Origin of the sequence: Streptomyces sp. S.PB5 (assembly GCF_030403745.1) — a bacterium.
Classification (GTDB): domain Bacteria; phylum Actinomycetota; class Actinomycetes; order Streptomycetales; family Streptomycetaceae; genus Streptomyces.
In genome coordinates this window covers 94,573-112,087 of the sequence record NZ_JAQMWP010000027.1, presented here as the reverse complement: position 1 = coordinate 112,087, position 17,515 = coordinate 94,573, and the positions used below count along the sequence as shown (strand labels likewise).

At 71.3% G+C, this 17,515-nt stretch carries 13 protein-coding genes, 1 rRNA gene and 2 pseudogenes; 9 read left to right on the top strand and 7 right to left on the bottom strand.

The window, feature by feature from the left end; genetic code table 11:
- Positions 1-91 (top strand): 5S ribosomal RNA (rrf, locus tag PH203_RS43985); the annotation flags it as partial.
- Between the two features lie 92 nt (positions 92-183).
- Here the strand turns inward: rrf and PH203_RS43980 are convergent.
- The 5 genes from PH203_RS43980 to PH203_RS43960 are packed head-to-tail and all read right to left on the bottom strand — an operon-like array spanning position 184 to position 5,782.
- Positions 184-1,494 (bottom strand): DUF58 domain-containing protein, encoded by a 1,311-nt coding sequence (locus PH203_RS43980; protein WP_289927935.1) that lies wholly within the window; start codon positions 1,492-1,494, stop codon positions 184-186.
- Positions 1,494-2,483, bottom strand: a complete 990-nt coding sequence (locus PH203_RS43975) for a MoxR family ATPase (protein WP_289927934.1) — start codon at positions 2,481-2,483, stop codon at positions 1,494-1,496. The genes PH203_RS43980 and PH203_RS43975 overlap by 1 nt, the downstream gene beginning before the upstream one ends.
- The gene (locus tag PH203_RS43970) at positions 2,483-3,673 is read right to left on the bottom strand and encodes a DUF4350 domain-containing protein (RefSeq protein ID WP_289927933.1); all 1,191 of its coding nucleotides are present in this window, start codon (positions 3,671-3,673) and stop codon (positions 2,483-2,485) included. The genes PH203_RS43975 and PH203_RS43970 overlap by 1 nt, the downstream gene beginning before the upstream one ends.
- Complete coding sequence (locus tag PH203_RS43965) at positions 3,670-4,428, bottom strand: DUF4129 domain-containing protein (protein WP_289927932.1); 759 nt, start codon at positions 4,426-4,428, stop codon at positions 3,670-3,672. The genes PH203_RS43970 and PH203_RS43965 overlap by 4 nt, the downstream gene beginning before the upstream one ends.
- A 4-nt stretch (positions 4,429-4,432) precedes the next feature.
- Positions 4,433-5,782: a glycerophosphoryl diester phosphodiesterase membrane domain-containing protein gene (locus tag PH203_RS43960; RefSeq protein ID WP_289927931.1), complete on the bottom strand. Its 1,350-nt coding sequence runs from the start codon at positions 5,780-5,782 to the stop codon at positions 4,433-4,435.
- Between the two features lie 140 nt (positions 5,783-5,922).
- On the opposite strand from PH203_RS43960, the gene mtnA reads away from it, so the two are divergent.
- The 8 genes and pseudogenes from mtnA to PH203_RS43920 all read left to right on the top strand — a co-directional run bounded on the left by mtnA (position 5,923) and on the right by PH203_RS43920 (position 15,410).
- Entirely contained in the window at positions 5,923-7,065 is a 1,143-nt protein-coding gene (gene mtnA, locus PH203_RS43955; protein ID WP_289927929.1) for an S-methyl-5-thioribose-1-phosphate isomerase, read from the top strand.
- A gap of 197 nt (positions 7,066-7,262) precedes the next feature.
- Positions 7,263-7,952, top strand: coding sequence for a two-component system response regulator MtrA (mtrA, locus tag PH203_RS43950; RefSeq protein WP_187822996.1), 690 nt, complete (start codon positions 7,263-7,265; stop codon positions 7,950-7,952).
- Between the two features lies 1 nt (position 7,953).
- Positions 7,954-10,032, top strand: a complete 2,079-nt coding sequence (gene mtrB / locus PH203_RS43945; protein WP_289927927.1) for an MtrAB system histidine kinase MtrB — start codon at positions 7,954-7,956, stop codon at positions 10,030-10,032.
- Positions 10,022-11,866 carry an LpqB family beta-propeller domain-containing protein gene (locus PH203_RS43940; RefSeq protein ID WP_289927926.1) on the top strand — a complete coding sequence of 615 codons (1,845 nt, stop codon included), beginning with the start codon at positions 10,022-10,024 and terminating at the stop codon, positions 11,864-11,866. Before mtrB ends, PH203_RS43940 begins: the two co-directional genes overlap by 11 nt.
- A 212-nt stretch (positions 11,867-12,078) precedes the next feature.
- Positions 12,079-12,366: pseudogene (locus PH203_RS43935) on the top strand (ComF family protein); the annotation flags it as partial.
- Positions 12,367-12,900: 534 nt separating this feature from the next.
- Positions 12,901-13,458, top strand: a pseudogene (locus tag PH203_RS43930) (hypothetical protein); the annotation flags it as partial.
- 310 nt (positions 13,459-13,768) lie between these two features.
- Entirely contained in the window at positions 13,769-14,461 is a 693-nt protein-coding gene (raiA, locus tag PH203_RS43925; protein WP_289927925.1) for a ribosome-associated translation inhibitor RaiA, read from the top strand.
- 202 nt (positions 14,462-14,663) lie between these two features.
- Positions 14,664-15,410 carry a response regulator transcription factor gene (locus PH203_RS43920; protein WP_289927924.1) on the top strand — a complete coding sequence of 249 codons (747 nt, stop codon included), beginning with the start codon at positions 14,664-14,666 and terminating at the stop codon, positions 15,408-15,410.
- On the opposite strand, the gene PH203_RS43915 is transcribed toward PH203_RS43920, so the two are convergent.
- Positions 15,396-16,589, bottom strand: coding sequence for a crosslink repair DNA glycosylase YcaQ family protein (locus tag PH203_RS43915; RefSeq protein WP_289927923.1), 1,194 nt, complete (start codon positions 16,587-16,589; stop codon positions 15,396-15,398). The genes PH203_RS43920 and PH203_RS43915 overlap by 15 nt on opposite strands.
- Before the next feature lie 284 nt (positions 16,590-16,873).
- The gene (locus PH203_RS43910) at positions 16,874-17,473 is read right to left on the bottom strand and encodes a GNAT family N-acetyltransferase (protein WP_289927922.1); all 600 of its coding nucleotides are present in this window, start codon (positions 17,471-17,473) and stop codon (positions 16,874-16,876) included.
- Positions 17,474-17,515 lie beyond the last annotated feature (42 nt).

The window sequence follows — 17,515 nt, the reverse complement described above, 5'->3', positions numbered from 1 at the left end:
GCCCGGTTACATTCCGAACCCGGAAGCTAAGCCTTACAGCGCCGATGGTACTGCAGGGGGGACCCTGTGGGAGAGTAGGACGCCGCCGAACAAATTTTGAGAAAACCCCCGTGCCGTTGGCACGGGGGTTTTTGTTTTTCTACTTCCCTTTCTCGGGAGAGAGGCCCCCTCCCGAGAAGCCGATTACAGACGTCCAGCTGTCTTGAGTGCCAGATACGCGTCCGCCAGTGCCGGCGCCAGATCATCCGGGGTTTGGTCGACCACTGTGACGCCGTGGCGGCGGAGCTGTTCCGCGGTGCGGTGACGTTCGCTCTGTGACTGTGCGGCGGATGCGGCTTCGTAGACCGCGTCGGTGTTTCCGCGGGCTTTGGCCATGCGGGCGACTTGTGGGTCGGCCACGGATGCCAAGAGGACTGTGTGGCGCTGGGTGAGCTGGGAGAGCACAGGGAGCAGTCCTTCTTCGACGGGGGCGGCGTCGAGGGAGGTCAGTAGGACGATCAGGGAGCGGCGGGGGGCGGTCCTGAGTGCAGTGGCTGTAAGACCGCGTGCGTCTGTTTCCACGAGTTCCGGTTCGAGGGTGGCCATCGCGTTGACGAGGGATGGGAGGACGTCTTTGGCTGTGCGGCCCTGGACCAGGGTGCGTACTCGGCGGTCGTAGGCGAGGAGGTCTACGCGGTCGCCGGCTCGGGAGGCGAGGGCTGCCAGGAGGAGTGCCGCGTCCATGGAGGCGTCGAGGCGTGGGGCGTCGCCCACGCGGCCTGCTGAGGTGCGGCCGGTGTCGAGGACGATGAGGATGTGGCGGTCGCGTTCGGGGCGCCAGGTGCGTACGGCGACCGCGGACTGGCGGGCTGTGGCGCGCCAGTCGATGGAGCGGGTGTCGTCGCCGGGGACGTATTCGCGGAGGCTGTCGAATTCGGTGCCCTCGCCGCGGGTGAGGACGCTGGTGCGGCCGTCGAGTTCGCGTAGGCGGGCGAGCTTTGAGGGCAGGTGCTTGCGGCTGGTGAACGGGGGCAGGACGCGTACCGTCCACGGGATGTTGTGGGTGCCCTGGCGGGAGAAGAGGCCTAGCGGGCCGTATGAGCGGATTGTCACGCGGTCGGCCTGGCGGTCGCCTCGGCGGGTGGGGTGTAGGCGGGTGGTGGCGCGGCGGCGTTCGCCTGCGGGGATCGTGAGGCGGTGGCGGGAGGCTGCCGTCTCGGTGCCGGGGAGCCAGCTGCTGGGGGGCCAGGCGTCGCGCACGTGGGCGCGGAGCAGGCGCTTGGACGGGTTGGTGATGGTCAGGGTGACGTCGGCGGGTTCGCCCAGGCGTGCGGAGGTGTCGCCGGAGCGGGTCAGGCGCAGGCGTCGTACCGGTGCCGCCAGGGCGAAGTCGCAGGCGCAGGCGGCGGCCAGCGGGGCGTTCACCGCGAGTAGGCCCGTCAGGCTGGGGTCCCAGATGCCGACGGGGATCGAGCCCAGGGCCGCGAGGAGCGCGGCGCGTCCGGTGAGTGCCATCAGCGTGGGACGGGGACGTGGGCGAGGATCGCCTGGATGACGGAGTCGGGGGTCACGCCTTCCATTTCGGCTTCCGGGCGGAGTTGTACGCGGTGGCGGAGGGTGGGGAGGGCGAGGGCCTTCACGTCGTCGGGGATGACGTAGTCGCGGCCTGTCAGCCAGGCCCAGGCGCGGGAGGTCGCGAGGAGGGCCGTGGCGCCTCGGGGGGAGACGCCGAGGGTGAGGGACGGGGACTCGCGGGTGGCTCGGCAGATGTCGACGACGTAGGCCGTGATCTCGGGCGAGATCGTTGTTTTCGCGACCGCTGCTCGGGCGGCTTCCAGGTCTGCGGGGCCTGCTACCGGGCGTACGCCGGCGGCTTGCAGGTCGCGGGGGTTGAAGCCCTCGGCGTGGCGGGTGAGGACGTCGATCTCGTCCTGGCGGGAGGGGAGGGGGATGGTGAGCTTGAGGAGGAAACGGTCCAGCTGGGCTTCGGGGAGGGGGTAGGTGCCCTCGTACTCGACCGGGTTCTGGGTGGCTGCGACCAAGAAGGGGTCGGGGAGGGGGCGTGGGGTGCCGTCCACCGTGACCTGGCGTTCCTCCATCGCTTCGAGGAGGGACGACTGGGTCTTGGGGGGTGTGCGGTTGATCTCGTCCGCGAGGAGGAGGTTGGTGAAGACCGGGCCGGGCTGGAAGGAGAACTCGGCGCTGCGGGTGTCGTAGACGAGGGAGCCCGTGACGTCGCTCGGCATGAGGTCCGGGGTGAACTGGACGCGCTTGGTGTCGAGTTCGAGTGCGGAGGCGAGGGCGCGGACGAGCAACGTTTTGGCGACCCCAGGGACTCCTTCAAGGAGAACGTGTCCGCGGCAGAGGAGCGCGACTACGAGGCCGGTCACGGCGGGGTCCTGGCCGACCACGGCTTTGGCGATCTCGGCGCGCAGGGCTTCGAGGGATGCGCGGGCGGCGCCCGGATCCCCGGTGTTCCCGGCGTTGTCAGTGGTCGGGGCCATCATGGACGGCGTACCTCTCTTTCGAGGGCGTCGAGTTGGTCGGCGAGGGAGATGAGGGCCGCGTCGTCGCGGGGCGGCGGGCCGAAGAGGAGGGTCGGCAGGGTCTGTCCGTCGCTGTGGAGATGGGCGGACAGGGCGGGGAGCAGAGCTTCGGGCGCGTGCGCCTGGGCGACGGGGACGCCTACGAGGGGGGCGAGGCGGGTGCGGGTGGTGGAGCGCAGAGCGGCGGCCGCGCGGTCGCGGGCGTTGGCTTTGCGGTAGAGGCGGGCGCGGCCTTCGACGGTTTCGGAGGCGCGGATCGCCACGGGGAGTTTTTCGGGCACCAGGGGGCCGAGTCGGCGTGCCCGCCAGAGGGCGGCGAGGGCTGCGGCGATGAAGAGCTGGAGTGTGCCCCATTTCCAGCCTGCGGGGAGCAGGTCGAAGAAGCTGCGTTCGTCCTCGGTGGCGGCCGAGGAGTCGGAGAGTGAGGGGAGGTACCAGACCAGATGGGGGCGGGAGCCGAGGAGTTGGAGGGCGAGGGAGGCGTTGCCCTGCTCGTCGAGGCGGTCGTTGTGGAGGATGTCGGGCGCGCCGAGGACGACGGTGTCGCCGCCCCTGGTCGCCGGGATGCGCAGCAGGGTGGCCAGGCGCTGGCTGGGGTAGCAGGCGTCGGCGTCGGGGTGGAGGGTCGTGTAGCGGATGCCGCCCGTGTCGGCTGCGCCGGCGCGCTGGGCGGCGGGCAGGTCGCAGTCGGGGTCGAGCGTGGAGTCGGTGCTGGTGGCGGGGTCGGCCGTGACGTCGGGGGCGAGTCGGCCGACGGAGGCGCCGCCGGGGGCGATGAGGACGGTTCGGCCGCCGGAGGCGGCGGTCGCGGAGTGCAGCCGGGTCTGTTGACGGTGCGTCAGCAGGTCGGGGAGGGCGACCAGGAGGGTGGTGTCCGGGCCGGCCGCGGTGCGGGCTTCGTCGAGGGTGGTGACCACGCGGGTGGACACGCCGCGGTCGGCGAGGAGTTCGGCGACCGCTCGGCTGCCGAGCGGGTCGGCGGAGCGCGGGTCGAGGTTGCCGTGCCGGGCGTCGGAGCGGATCACGGCGATCGTGACCGCCGCCGCCAGGAGGAGCGCGAGGGCGAGCACGATGCCTCGGGAGCGGGTCCAGAGCTGGCGTGCGGTGGGCGAGACCGACGTGGCCGGGAGCGTGGCCTCGGTGGTCATTCGGCGGCTCCCTGGCGGGTGTTGTGGGCCGCGCTGGTGGTGCTGCTCGCGAGCTGGGGCTTGGTGCGTTCCAGGTCGCGGTCGAGTTCGGCGATGCGGTGGTACGACGGCTCGCTGGCCCTGCGGCCGCCGTATGTGACGTCGTCGAAGTCCCGGGCGGCCGCGTGCAGTCGGGCTGCTTGTGAGGGGAGGGCGCGGGCGGCCTCGGCGGCGGCCTCGTCCGCGGTGCGGCCGGGGCGGATGTCGAGGAGGGCGCGTTCCTCCAGGGAGCGGACGATGGCTCGCATACGTTCCTGCACGGCCTGGTTCCAGTGGCCCTGGGCGGCGTGTGCCTCGGATGCCGCGCGGTGTTCGGCGGCGCTGCGGGGGCGGTCGTCGAACAGGGCTGCGGAGGAGGCGGGTTCGCGGCGCGGGGTGCCCAGGCGCCACCACAGGGCGCCCAGGACCGCGAGGACGGCCAGGACGATGACGACGAGGCCGAGTGCGCCGCCGGGGGCGGCGGTCGCGGCCGTGCCGAACAGTTCGCTGACCCATGTCCAGAAGGTGTCGAGGGCGCGCTGGAACCAGCCGGGGTCGTTCTCGTGGTACAGCCGCTTGGACAGCTCGCGTCGAGCCGCCTCTCGCGCGGGATCACGCGGGATGGTGATCGGTGGTTCGTCGCCGGAGCGCGACAGCGACAGCATGACGGTGTCGCCGGCGCGCACGACCGTGTGCGGCAGCGGTACCGATGTGAGAACTCCCCCCGCCAGGCTCACCGCATCAGCCTCCGGGAGTGGCGCCGGGCGTGCCGGAGCCGTAGTCCTGGACGCCTGCCGCGCGGGCCAGTTCGAGGTCGAGGGCCTCGCGGCGGATGCGCTGGTCGATGTAGAGGAGCACGGTGACGCCCGCCGTGATCGGGAAGGTGATCATGGATCCGATCACCGAGCCGATGCCGCTGACGATCAGGAACGTCCAGCCGAGGTCGCCGCCGCTGTTCAGGATCCCGGTGAAGCCCTCGCCGTCCAGCGCGCTGGCGAGGAAGGCGAAGGGGATCACCACGATCGAGGCGACGACGTTGGCGATGATCGTGGCGAGCAGCTGGATGCCGAAGACGCGCCACCAGGAGCCGCGGACCAGTTTCGCGGACCGGCCCAGCGACTTCACGATGCTCTGCTTCTCCAGCATCAGCGCGGGCGAGGCCAGGGAGAAGCGGATCATCAGCCACAGGGCGACGACGCCGGCGGCGAGACCGCCCAGGACGGCGAGTCCGGCACCCGCGTCGCCCGATCCGCCGACGGCCACGAGGATGCCCGGCAGGGTCCCGACCGCGACGACCGCGAAGGCGATGAGGATCAGCAGGAAGATCAGGCCGAACAACTTGGCCACCTGCGGGCGCGCGTCGCGCCAGGCCTCGCCGATGGTCACCGATTTGCCGAGGACGGCACGGCTGGTGACCGTCGTGAGCAGGGCGGTCGCCACGATCGTGCCGATCAGCGAGATCAGGAAGACGACACCGGAGCTGAGCATGGCGTCGCCCATGGCGCGGGTCAGTTCGTCGACGGTGGCGCTGGGGTCGTCGAGGGCCGCGGTGCTGGTGTCGTCGAGGACCAGGCCTTCGAGGAGGATGACGACGATCTGGGTGACGATCGCGACGGTCAGAGAGATGCCCAGGACCGTGCGCCAGTAGGTGCGCATCGTGGAGACGGCGCCGTCGAGGATCTCGCCCACGCCGAGCGGGCGGAGCGGGATCACGCCGGGCTTGGCCGCGGGCGGGGGGCCGCCCCAGCCGCTTCCCCAGCCACCGGGGCCGCCGTATCCGCCGTAGCCGCCCTGGCCTCCGTAACCGCCGTGACCGGCGCCGCCGGGGCCGGCCGGGGGCGGGTTGCCCCAGCCCGGGCCGGGTGGTGGGGGCGGGGGCGTCTGGCCGGGGGGCGGCGGTCCGGTCGGGGCGGACCACTGGGCGGGCGGCGGCTGCTCCTTGGACCACTTCGAGCCGGTGCCCTGTGGGTCCTGGCCGGGCTGGTCCGAGGGACCGGGACGGTCTGCGGGCTCGGCAGGCCCGGACGCACCGGGCTCCTGCCCGTCGGACGGCGCAGATCCGGGCGAAGCCCAGCCCGGAGTGTCTTTCATCGTCGCTCCTTCACGGTGCCCGTCCGCGGTCGCGGCGGCAGGTTGGCAGCCATCGTGCCATGGGGTGGTCATCGGGGGACCGGGCACGGTATCGGCTGCACACCTTCAATTGTCCGCCGGATACGGGGCAGACTGACCGCATGGCTGATCAGTACGCGCAATCCGGCGAGGACAGCAGGCCGACCGAGATACCGGCGATCCGCTGGGAGGAGCCACCCGAAGGTCCTGTCGTGGTCCTCCTGGACCAGACGAGGCTGCCGGCCGAGGAGGTCGAACTGGTCTGTACGGACGCGTCCGCGCTGGTGGAGGCGATCCGTTCGCTCGCCGTGCGCGGGGCGCCGCTGCTCGGCATCGCCGGAGCGTACGGGGTCGCGCTCGCCGCCGCTCGCGGGTTCGACGTCGACGAGGCTGCGACCGTGCTGGCGGGTGCGCGGCCCACCGCGGTGAATCTCGCCGTCGGGGTGCGCCGGGCACAGTCCGCGTACCGGGCCGAGCTCGGCAGGAGCGGTGATGCCGGGCAGGCCGCGGTGGTGGCGCTGGAGGCGGCGCGGACGCTGCACCAGGAGGACGCCGAGGCGAGCGCGCGGATGGCGGAGCGCGGGCTGGCGCTGCTGGACGAGCTGCTGCCGGGTGGCGGGCACCGGATTCTCACGCACTGCAACACCGGTTCGCTGGTGTCGGGCGGGGAGGGGACGGCGTTCGCTGTGGCGTTGGCGGCGCATCGGGCGGGGCAGCTGCGGCGGCTGTGGGTGGACGAGACACGTCCGCTGCTGCAGGGCGCCCGTCTGACGGCGTACGAGGCGGCGCGCACCGGAATGGCGTACACCTTGCTGACGGACAATGCGGCGGGGTCGCTGTTCGCGGCGGGCGAGGTGGACGCCGTGCTGATCGGGGCGGACCGGATCGCGGCCGACGGGTCGGTGGCGAACAAGGTGGGGAGCTACCCGCTCGCGGTGCTCGCGCGGTACCACCATGTGCCGTTCATCGTGGTGGCGCCGGTGACGACGGTGGATCTGGAGACTCCGGAGGGGGCGTCCATCGAGGTCGAGCAGCGGCCCGGGTTCGAGGTGACGGAGGTCAGCGCTCCTCAGATGCCGGTGACCGGAGCGGGCGGGGGGATGCCGGTGGCGCCATTGGGGACGCAGGCGTACAACCCGGCGTTCGATGTGACGCCGCCCGAGCTGGTGACCGCGATCGTCACGGAAGAGGGCGTTGTTTCGCCCGTGACGGCGGAGGCTCTGGAGGAGCTGGTTGCCAGGTCGCGTCAGGTGACGATCGGCTAGCGGCCCGGCGGGGCGCGGGCCCGGCCGAAAGGTGTGGGGCCGGTGGCGCGGTCAGGGTGCGCCTACGCTGGGTAGCTGACATCCGTCACTGACATCCGTGTCGCCGGACGGGGGCAGACAGTGACGGCCGGGTACGACTATCGTCACGGGCCAGTGACCCTGCTCACCAGCGCCTCTGTCACTGTTATGAGAATGGGATGATGGCGTTTATGAAGGGACGAGTCCTTGTCGTCGACGACGACACCGCACTGGCCGAGATGCTCGGCATCGTGCTGCGTGGTGAAGGTTTTGAGCCGTCTTTCGTAGCCGACGGCGACAAGGCGCTGGCCGCATTCCGTGAGACCAAGCCGGATCTGGTGCTCCTGGACCTGATGCTGCCCGGCCGGGACGGCATCGAGGTGTGCCGCCTGATCAGGGCGGAGTCCGGGGTACCGATCGTGATGCTCACGGCGAAGAGCGACACCGTCGATGTCGTCGTGGGCCTGGAGTCGGGCGCCGACGACTACATCGTGAAGCCGTTCAAGCCGAAGGAGCTCGTCGCCCGTATCCGGGCGCGGCTGCGGAGGTCGGAGGAGCCGGCGCCGGAGCAGCTTGCCATCGGTGATCTCGTCATCGATGTGGCCGGTCACTCCGTGAAGCGGGACGGTCAGTCGATCGCGCTGACGCCGCTGGAGTTCGACCTGCTGGTCGCGCTGGCGCGCAAGCCGTGGCAGGTGTTCACGCGTGAGGTGCTCCTTGAGCAGGTGTGGGGCTACCGGCATGCCGCCGACACCCGCCTGGTCAATGTGCATGTGCAGCGGCTGCGCTCCAAGGTCGAGAAGGACCCGGAGCGGCCGGAGATCGTGGTGACCGTTCGTGGTGTGGGATACAAGGCAGGACCCAGCTGACATGTCCGGAGACAGTGCCGCTTCGTCGCCCGGGCGGACCGGGTCCGGTACGGAGCGGCCTGTCGGCCGGCAGACGTCGGGTTCCCGCTGGGGCCGCTTCCTGGAGGGCGGGCTGCTGCAGGGCGGAGTCCAGGGCAGCCCGGTCCTGAGGCTGTTCATGCGCTGGGTGCGCCGGCCGCTGCTGCCCGTCATGCGGCTGTGGCGGCGCAACATCCAGCTCAAGGTCGTCGTCACCACGCTGCTGATGTCACTGGGCGTGGTGCTGCTGCTCGGCTTCGTCGTCATCGGCCAGGTGCGCAACGGGCTCCTCGACGCCAAGGTGAAGGCGTCGCAGAGCCAGGCCACGGGTGGTTTCGCCGTGGCCGAGCAGAAGGCGGACGCGGCGGCGGCCGGCGCGGGCGGCGAGGATGCCGCGGGCACGGACGACGGCCGGAGCAGCCAGAACGTCAGCCAGTGGATGGGCGACCTCGTGGAGTCCCTCTCCAGCGGCGGCCAGGGCGCCTTCGACGTCGTCACGCTGCCCGCCGGGGGAGACAGCGGCGGGCGCGGTCCGCGCGCCTCCGGAAACGTCTTCGCGACCGGGAGTGTGCCCGAGGCCCTGCGGGACCGTCTCGACGAAGGCACCACGCCGGCGGCCCAGAGCTACACCCGGATCGTGTACACCGACGGCAAGGAGTCGCAGCCCGCGCTGATCATCGGCAAGCAGGTCGACGACCCCAACGACGAGCCGTACCAGCTCTACTACCTCTTCCCGCTCACCCAGGAGGAGAAGTCGCTGAGCCTGGTGAAGGGGACGCTGGCGACTGCCGGGCTCTTCGTCGTCGTACTCCTCGGGGCCATCGCCTGGCTGGTGGTGCGGCAGGTCGTGACGCCGGTGCGGATGGCGGCCGGGATCGCCGAGCGGCTGTCCGCGGGGCGGCTTCAGGAACGTATGAAGGTCACCGGTGAGGACGACATCGCCCGCCTGGGTGAGGCCTTCAACAAGATGGCGCAGAACCTTCAGCTGAAGATCCAGCAGCTGGAGGACCTGTCGCGGATGCAGCGGCGGTTCGTGTCCGACGTGTCGCACGAGCTGCGGACGCCGCTGACGACCGTACGGATGGCCGCGGACGTCATCCATGACGCGCGGGAGGACTTCGATCCGGTGACCGCGCGGTCGGCGGAGCTGCTGGCCGATCAGCTGGACCGGTTCGAGTCGCTGCTCGCCGATCTGCTGGAGATCAGCCGGTTCGACGCGGGCGCGGCGGCGCTGGAGGCGGAGCCGATCGACCTCAGGGAGGTCGTGCAGCGGGTCGTCAGCGGGGCCGCGCCACTCGCCGACCGCAAGGGCACGCGCATCCGGGTCGTGGGAGACCAGCAGCCCGTCGTCGCCGAGGCGGACGCCCGGCGGGTGGAGCGGGTGCTGCGCAATCTCGTCGTCAACGCCGTGGAGCACGGCGAGGGCAAGGACGTCGTGGTCAAGCTGGCCGCGGCGGGCGGGGCCGTCGCGGTCGCGGTGCGCGACTACGGCGTGGGCCTCAAGCCCGGTGAAGCGACCCGGGTGTTCAGCCGCTTCTGGCGGGCCGACCCGGCACGCGCGCGTACCACCGGTGGTACGGGGCTCGGGCTGTCCATCGCGCTGGAGGACGCGCGGCTGCACGGCGGCTGGCTGCAGGCGTGGGGTGAGCCGGGCGGCGGGTCGCAGTTCCGGCTGACGCTGCCCAGGACGGCGGACGAACCGCTGCGGGGGTCGCCGATACCGCTGGAGCCCAAGGACTCACGCCGCAATCGTGGACTTAATGACGCCGGTCTGCCGCGCGGGGCGGGCGACGGGGAGAAGCGCGCCACCGTGCCGGTGCAGACCTCAGGTGAACCGGCGCCGCTCGCGCCGCGGGTGCCTGCCGTGCCTCCCACCGCGGATCCGACGGCGCTGCCGGGCAACGGCGCGCGCGTGGTGCCGCGGCCCACCGGGGGAGCGCGACCGGCGGACGACACGGCCGCCGCCGTGGACGCGCCGCCGTCGGACGGGCGGCCGTCGGACGGGCGGCCGTCGGACGCGGCGGACCGGAGCAAGCAAGGGGAGGCAAGTCGTGGGCGCTGACCGGGCTGCGGGCGGCGGGCGGAGGCCGGTGCGCACGGTGGTGTCCGTCGCGTGCGGAGCCGTACTGCTGGCGGGGTGCGCGTCCATGCCGGACAGCGGGGATCTGCGCGGGGTGGAATCGACGCCCCGGCAGGACACACCGGTGCGGGTCTTCGCTCTGCCGCCTCGGGAGAACGCCGACGCGAGGGAGATCGTGGACGGCTTTCTCGAGGCACTGACCAGCGACGATCCCGGTTTCGAGACGGCGCACAAGTATCTGACCAAGTACGCCTCGGACCGGTGGGATCCCAAGGCGTCGCTCACGGTGCTCGCGGCCGGGCCCGACCCGGAGCAGAGGTCCACGAGCGGCCGGGACGAGCCGTCGGACACCGCCGAGTTCAGCCTGGAGGGCGACAAGGTCGCCACCGTGGACGCGCAGCAGGCGTACGCGCCCGCGGATGGTCAGTACGACAAGCGGCTGCACCTCGTGCGCGAGAAGAAGTCCAAACAGTGGCGCATCGACCGGCCGCCGCCGGGCGTGGTCATGGGCAAGTCGGACTTCCTGCGCAACTACACGTCGGTCAACCGGTATTACTTCGCCTCGAACTCGTCGACCGGGTCGGACACGCAGCCGGTGGCCGTGGCCGACCCCGTCTGGGTGCGCAAGAAGGTCGATCCGCTGACACAGACGGTGAGTCTGCTGCTCGCGGGGCCCTCACGCTGGCTGGACCCGGTGGTCAGGTCGAGCTACCCCACGGGGACGACCCTGAAGAAGGGCATCGGCTCGCTGGCGCCGGACGACCAGAACAGACTGACCGTGCCCCTGAACGTCAAGGCGAACCGGATCGGTCAGGACAAGTGCAAGGAGATGGCCGCCCAACTCCTGTTCACACTGCGGGATCTCACCCCCACGGGCGTGGACGAGGTCGAATTGCAGCGGTCGGACGGCACACGGCTGTGCGACCTGACCGAGATCGCCGCCGAGAACCTCGTCGTGCACGAGGCCGCGAACGACGATTACCAGTACTTCGTCGACGGCAAGCACCGGCTCGTACGGCTGGACAGCGACAGCGACGACCTGGACGCCTTCGAGCCGGTGCCGGGCGCGCTCGGCGAGGGCGAGAAGCCGCTGCGGTCGGCCGCGGTGTCCCGGGACGAACGCAAGGCGGCCGGGGTCTCCCTCGACGGCGGCTCGCTGTACGTCGGGTCGCTGGTGTCGGGTGCCTCGCTCGGCGAGCCGGTCCTGCGCAGCAAGGGCAAGACCGAGAACGACCGGCTCACCACGCCCAGTTGGGACGGTGACGGTGACCTGTGGGTGGCCGACCGCGATCCCGACCGTCCCCGGCTGCTGCTCCTGAAGCAGGGTGCGGGCCAGCCGGTCGAGGTCGACACCACGGGGCTCGACGGACGCATCGACGCGGTGCGGGTGGCCGCCGACGGAGCGCGGATCGCACTGATCGTGGAGAAGGGCGGCAAGAAGTCCCTCTACGTCGGGCGGATCGAGCGGGGCGACGAGGCGGGCGGGGAGAAGGCCGTGGCGGTCGTCGAACCTCGCTCGGTGACACCGCAGTTGGAGGAGGTCACCGCCATGTCCTGGGCGGGGGGCAGCCGGCTCGTGGTGGTGGGGCGCGAACGGGGCGGCGTGCAGCAGATGGCGTACGTCCAGGTCGACGGCTCCACGCCGGTGGAGGCGGCGCCGGCCGCGCTGACGGGGGTGAAGGCCCTCGCCTCGTCCGAGAACGAGCAACTTCCGCTGCTGGCGTACTCGGAGGAGGACGGCATCGTCCGGCTCTCGGCGGGGTCGAAGTGGCAGCAGGTGCTCAAGGACGGGACGGCGCCGGTCTACCCCGGGTAGAGGCGACGGGCGGTCGGGCGTGGCGGGAGCCGTCAGGCCTGGCGGGCGGTTCCGAGACGGCGTCCACCAGGCGTGTGGACGCGCTGGACGGCCGGGCGCGGGAGGCCTTCTGACGGGGCTTCCGGTGCTGTCTGCGGCCGCTGCGGAGTTGTCCACAGGCTGGTTGTCCACAGGGGTGGCCGGGTGGCTCGGGCGTTGGCACAGTGGTGGGTATGCGGGGGTGGTGGCAGGACCTCACCGATCTGGTGCTGCCGGCCGAGTGCGGAGGCTGCGGGATGCCTCGCACGGTGCTCTGCCCTGAGTGCCGTGCCGTCCTGAGCGGGAGCGCGCCGTGCCGGGTGCGACCGGAGCCGGAGCCGACAGGGCTGCCGGCGGTGCATGCGGCGGCTCGGTACGCCGATGAGGTGCGGGCCGTGCTGCTGGCCCACAAGGAACGCGGTGCGCTGGCCCTGGCGGCGCCGCTGGGTGCGGCACTGGCGGGGGCTGTACGGGCGGGGTTGTGGGAGGCCGGGGTCGGGCCCTGGGGCTTGGCGGGCGGCTGCGGTGTGGCGCCTGGGGCTGCCGAGAGGGCGGCTGAGCGTGGGGGTGCTGAGGGGGCGGCCGGGCTTGGGAGTGCCGAGGGGGCGGTGGGGTCCGGCGTGGGTTCTCCGTGGGCTGAGCGGGGGCGGGGGCCGGGTTCCGGGCGGTCCGGCGGGGAGTCGGCGGTGTACGAGGGCGTGGCCGGAGGTGTGACCCGGAGTGGTGGCTGGGGAGCGGGGGAGGCCGGGGGGTCCGGAGCTGGATGGGGCGAGGGGCCGGCGAGGGCCGGGGGCTGGGGTTCGGCGGGCTCTGGGGCGGGTCGGGCGGGTGGTCTGGCCGGAACTGGCGGCTGGGGGCCGCAGGGCGTCGTCATGGGGCGTGGCGACGGCCCGGGGGTGAGGGCTGCGCCAGGCGTGGTGGAGGCCTCGGGAGGGCGGGACTGTGGTTCTACGGGGACGGGGACGGGGGCGGCAGGTCGAGGCTGGGGAGGCCTCCCGGAGGGCTGGGACGCGACCGTGCTGCTCGTGCCTGTTCCGTCCGCGCGGCGGACTGTGGCGGCGCGGGGGCATGATCCGGCACGGCGGATCGCGCTTGCGGCTGCGGGGGAGCTGCGTCGGAGTGGGGTGCCGGCTCGGGTGGTCGGTGTGCTGCGGCAGCGGCGGGGCGTGGTCGACCAGGCCGGCCTCAACTTCCAGGCCCGGCTGGAGAATCTCGCGGGTGCGCTCGGCGTGGTCCCCGGTGGGGCGCGGCTGCTTCTGGGCGGGCCGGTGGTGCTCGTCGATGACCTGATGACCACGGGCGCGTCTCTGGCGGAGGCGGCGCGTGCGGTGCGCGTGGCGATGGAGGGGGCGCGGGTGGGACGCAGGGGCGCTGGGCCGGATGTGTACGGCCGGGGCGCAACGGCTGTGTACGGGGCCGCGGCTCGGGAAGGCATGGGGGAACCGGTGAGCGGACCAGCGGAGGCCAGCATGGGTGGTGGGCCGGGAATGGCGGGCGGATCGCGCCCCCGTGACGTCATCTGCGCGGCCGTGGTCGCGGCGGCGCCGGATTCTTTCGAAATAAACCGGAACTGACTCTGAACTTGCATCGTTGCAGGTAATGAGAGGACCAATTCACCTGAACGGAGGTACGCCGCGGTAGAGGGTGACGACATCCGTCCGGGCGAGATATGTTCGGTTGTGAGGAAAGGCGCAGGCCACACCTCTCATATCCGATTGCCGTGCCGCGGGTTTTTCACAATCACCCGGCTCGGTGGAGTGGAGATCTTGCCCGCGGGGGAGGAGGTGGAAGTCACCGAGTCCGAGGTTCCGGGGCTCACCGGAGCCTGGTGCAAAAGGGAGATGCTCCGCAGCGAAGCGGGGCGATCCGGGAACGGAGTTCTGCGTGGACATCGTCGTCAAGGGCCGCAAGACCGAGGTGCCCGAGCGGTTCCGCAAGCACGTGGCCGAGAAGCTGAAGCTGGAGAAGATCCAGAAGCTCGACGGCAAGGTGATCAGCCTCGACGTCGAGGTGTCCAAGGAGCCGAACCCCCGACAGGCCGACCGCTGTGACCGAGTGGAGATCACGCTCCGCTCCCGCGGTCCGGTGATCCGGGCGGAGGCGGCGGCAAGCGATCCGTACGCGGCGCTCGACCTGGCGGCGGAAAAGCTGGATGCACGGCTGCGCAAGCAGCACGACAAGCGATACTCCCGTCGTGGCTCCCGCCGACTCACGGCGGCCGAGGTCCCCGACCACGTTCCGGGCGCGGCGACACTCAACGGCAACGGCCACCCCGTCCATGAGGAAGAGCCGGACGGCGTCCCCACCAAGAAGATCGGCTCGCTGGAAGTGAAGGGCGAAGGCCCCCTCATCGTCCGCGAGAAGACCCACGTCGCCTCCCCGATGACCCTCGACCAGGCTCTTTACGAGATGGAGCTGGTCGGGCACGACTTCTATCTGTTCGTCGACTCCGAGACCAAGGAACCGAGTGTCGTCTACCGGCGACACGCCTACGACTACGGCGTCATCCACCTGAGCACCGACCCGATGGTCGCCCAGGCGCAACCTCCCGCGGCCGGCGGCACGCTGGGCGGCTGACCCGCCCGGCTGACGGCTGAGCCGGTGCCCCTGGAGCGCGTGTGCGCCCCCAGGGGCACCGGTGTGCGACCACTTCGAGCCCCGCTCTGTCACCGCGGTGTCGTCCGGGCATGAAATCATGGCCGCACCGGCCCAACCGGTGGGCCGTTGCCTTGGGTTGGCGATGGCACAGGACCAGCCACAGCCTTCAGGGGGAGGAACGATGGCGGACAGCTTCGGACCGATGCATGACGGGGACGCCGACGACGGCGCCGCCGGCATGCGGCCGGACGCGGGCTCACCACGCAAGGAGCCGATCCGTGTCCTGGTCGTGGACGACCACGCCCTCTTCCGTCGGGGACTTGAGATCGTGCTCGCGGCCGAGGAGGACATCCAGGTCGTGGGCGAGGCGGGCGACGGCGCCGAGGCCGTCGACAAGGCCGCCGACCTGCTGCCCGACATCGTCCTGATGGACGTGCGGATGCCCAAGCGGGGCGGTATCGAGGCGTGCACCTCCATCAAGGAGGTCGCGCCCAGCGCGAAGATCATCATGCTGACGATCAGCGATGAAGAGGCCGACCTCTACGACGCGATCAAGGCGGGTGCGACCGGTTATCTCCTCAAGGAGATCTCCACGGACGAGGTGGCCACCGCCATTCGGGCGGTGGCCGACGGGCAGTCGCAGATCAGCCCCTCCATGGCGTCGAAACTCCTCACCGAGTTCAAGTCGATGATCCAGCGCACCGATGAGCGCCGACTGGTGCCCGCGCCGCGGCTGACGGACCGGGAGCTGGAGGTTCTCAAACTCGTCGCCACCGGAATGAACAACCGGGATATCGCCAAGGAGTTGTTCATCTCGGAGAACACCGTGAAGAACCATGTGCGCAACATCCTGGAGAAGCTGCAGCTGCACTCCAGGATGGAGGCCGTCGTCTACGCGATGCGCGAGAAGATCCTAGAGATCCGTTAGGGCCTTCACGAGGGGTGCGCGCAGCTCGGGTGCGTCCACCCTTTCCACGCGTACGTCCGTGCAGTTCACCCAGCTCGCCGCCTCGACCAGGGCCTGTGCCACCGCCGGGACCGCCTTCGGGCCGTCCAGGGTGACCTGCCGGGCGATCAGGGTGCCACCCTCGCGCGCGGGGTCGACCCGGCCGACGAGGTGGCCGCCGGCCAGGACCGGCATGGCGAAGTAGCCGTGGATCCGCTTCGGCTTGGGGACGTATGCCTCCAGGCGGTGGGTGAAGCCGAAGATCCGCTCCGTACGCGCGCGTTCCCAGATCAGGGAGTCGAACGGGGACAGCAGGGTCGTACGGTGGCGGCCGCGCGGCGGGGTGTCGAGGGCGGCGGGGTCGGCCCAGGCCGGCTTTCCCCAGCCCTCGACCGTGACCGGGACCAGGCCGGAGTCGTCGATCACGGCGTCTACCTGTTCGGCCTTGAGGCGGTGGTAGTCGGCGATGTCCGCGCGCGTGCCGACGCCCAGGGACCGGCCGGCCAGGTTGACGAGGCGGCGCAGGCACTCGGTGTCGTCCAGGTCGTCGTGCAGGAGGTCCTGCGGTACGGCGCGCTCCGCCAGGTCGTACACGCGCTTCCAGCCGCGGCGTTCCACGCAGACCACCTCGCCGTACATGAGCGCGCGCTCGACGGCGACCTTTGTGCCGGACCAGTCCCACCATTCGCTGGTCTTCTTCGCGCCGCCCAACTCTGTCGCGGTGAGGGGGCCTTCGGTGCGGAGCTGCTTGATGACCTGGTCGTAGGTGCCGTCCGGGAGGGGGTGGTTCCAGTGCGGGCGGTTTCGGTAGGCGCGGCGGCGGAAGGCGAAGTGGGGCCATTCCTCGATGGGGAGGATGCAGGCGGCGTGGGACCAGTACTCGAAGGCGTGGGGTCGTGGCGTGGGCGAGCCAAGGGGGGCGGTGGTCCAGTAGGCGCTCTCGACTGCTTTGCGGCCCACTGCGCCCAGGCGGGCGTACGGGATGAGTTCGTGGGAGCGGGCGAGGACCGAGATGGTGTCGAGTTGGACCGCGCCTAGGTGGCGGAGGGTGCCGCGGACGCCGGCCTTGCGGTTGGGGGTGCCGAGGAAGCCCTGGGCGCGGAGGGCGATGCGGCGGGCCTCGTCTGCGGAGAGTTCTGCGGTGGGGCGCGGGGTCGTCATGTCTCCGCACGATAGGAGGTGGGACTGACAGTGGGGGATGAGCTGGGGGTTTGTGTGTGCGGTGGGGTTGGGGTGGGGCGGGGTGGGATGAGTTGCGGTGGGTGGGGGTGGGTCGCGCGGCCCGGCGCTTACGGGGTGCCGCCTGCGCCCACCCGTGCCGCCCTAGGCGGCACGAATGCCCGCAGGTTATGCCGGTTGGGCGGGTTACGCGGGCTGGCCAAGCTGGGCAAGCTGGGCTGGGCAACCAGGCCAGACAGGCTGGGTGGACCCGCAGCTCAGGTGGGTCAGGTGGGCTGGGTGGGGTGTGGTGGTTGGGGAGGGGCCGGCAAATAGGGGGCCGTCGAGGGTAGGGCCAGGTCTGAGGGGAGGAGGGAGCCCACCCAGCAGTCACGGCGTACGCCCTTGTTGTTGATCGCGGAGCGCAGCGTGCCCTCGATGGTGAAGCCGGCGCGTTCTGCCACCGCGCGGGAGGGGGTGTTGCCGACTTCCGCGCGCCATTCGATGCGGTCCACGGACAGGGCGGTGAAGGCCCAGCGGGTGGCTGTGGTGGTGGCTTCGGTGATGTAGCCGTTGCCGCGGTGTTCCTTCGTCGCCCAGAAGCCGATTTCGGCTACGCCGAGGGAGCGCATGGTGATGCCGAGCATGCCGGTGAGTTCGCCGGAGGGGAGGAAGACGCCGAAGGTGAACATGGAGTCGTCGGCCCAGCCGTCGGGGGCGAATTGTTCCGTGAACTGGCGCGCGTGCTCGCGGAGATAGGGCGAGGGGAACTGGGAGATCCAGCGCTGTGTCTCGGGGTCCTGGGCGGCGGCGTACACGGCTTCGGTGTCGGCGGGGCCGACGGTGCGCAGAACCAGGCGGCCGGTGGTGAGCGTGACGGGTTCCATCGGCCGATTCTGCTCGGGGCTCGATGAGGACGCCATCATTTT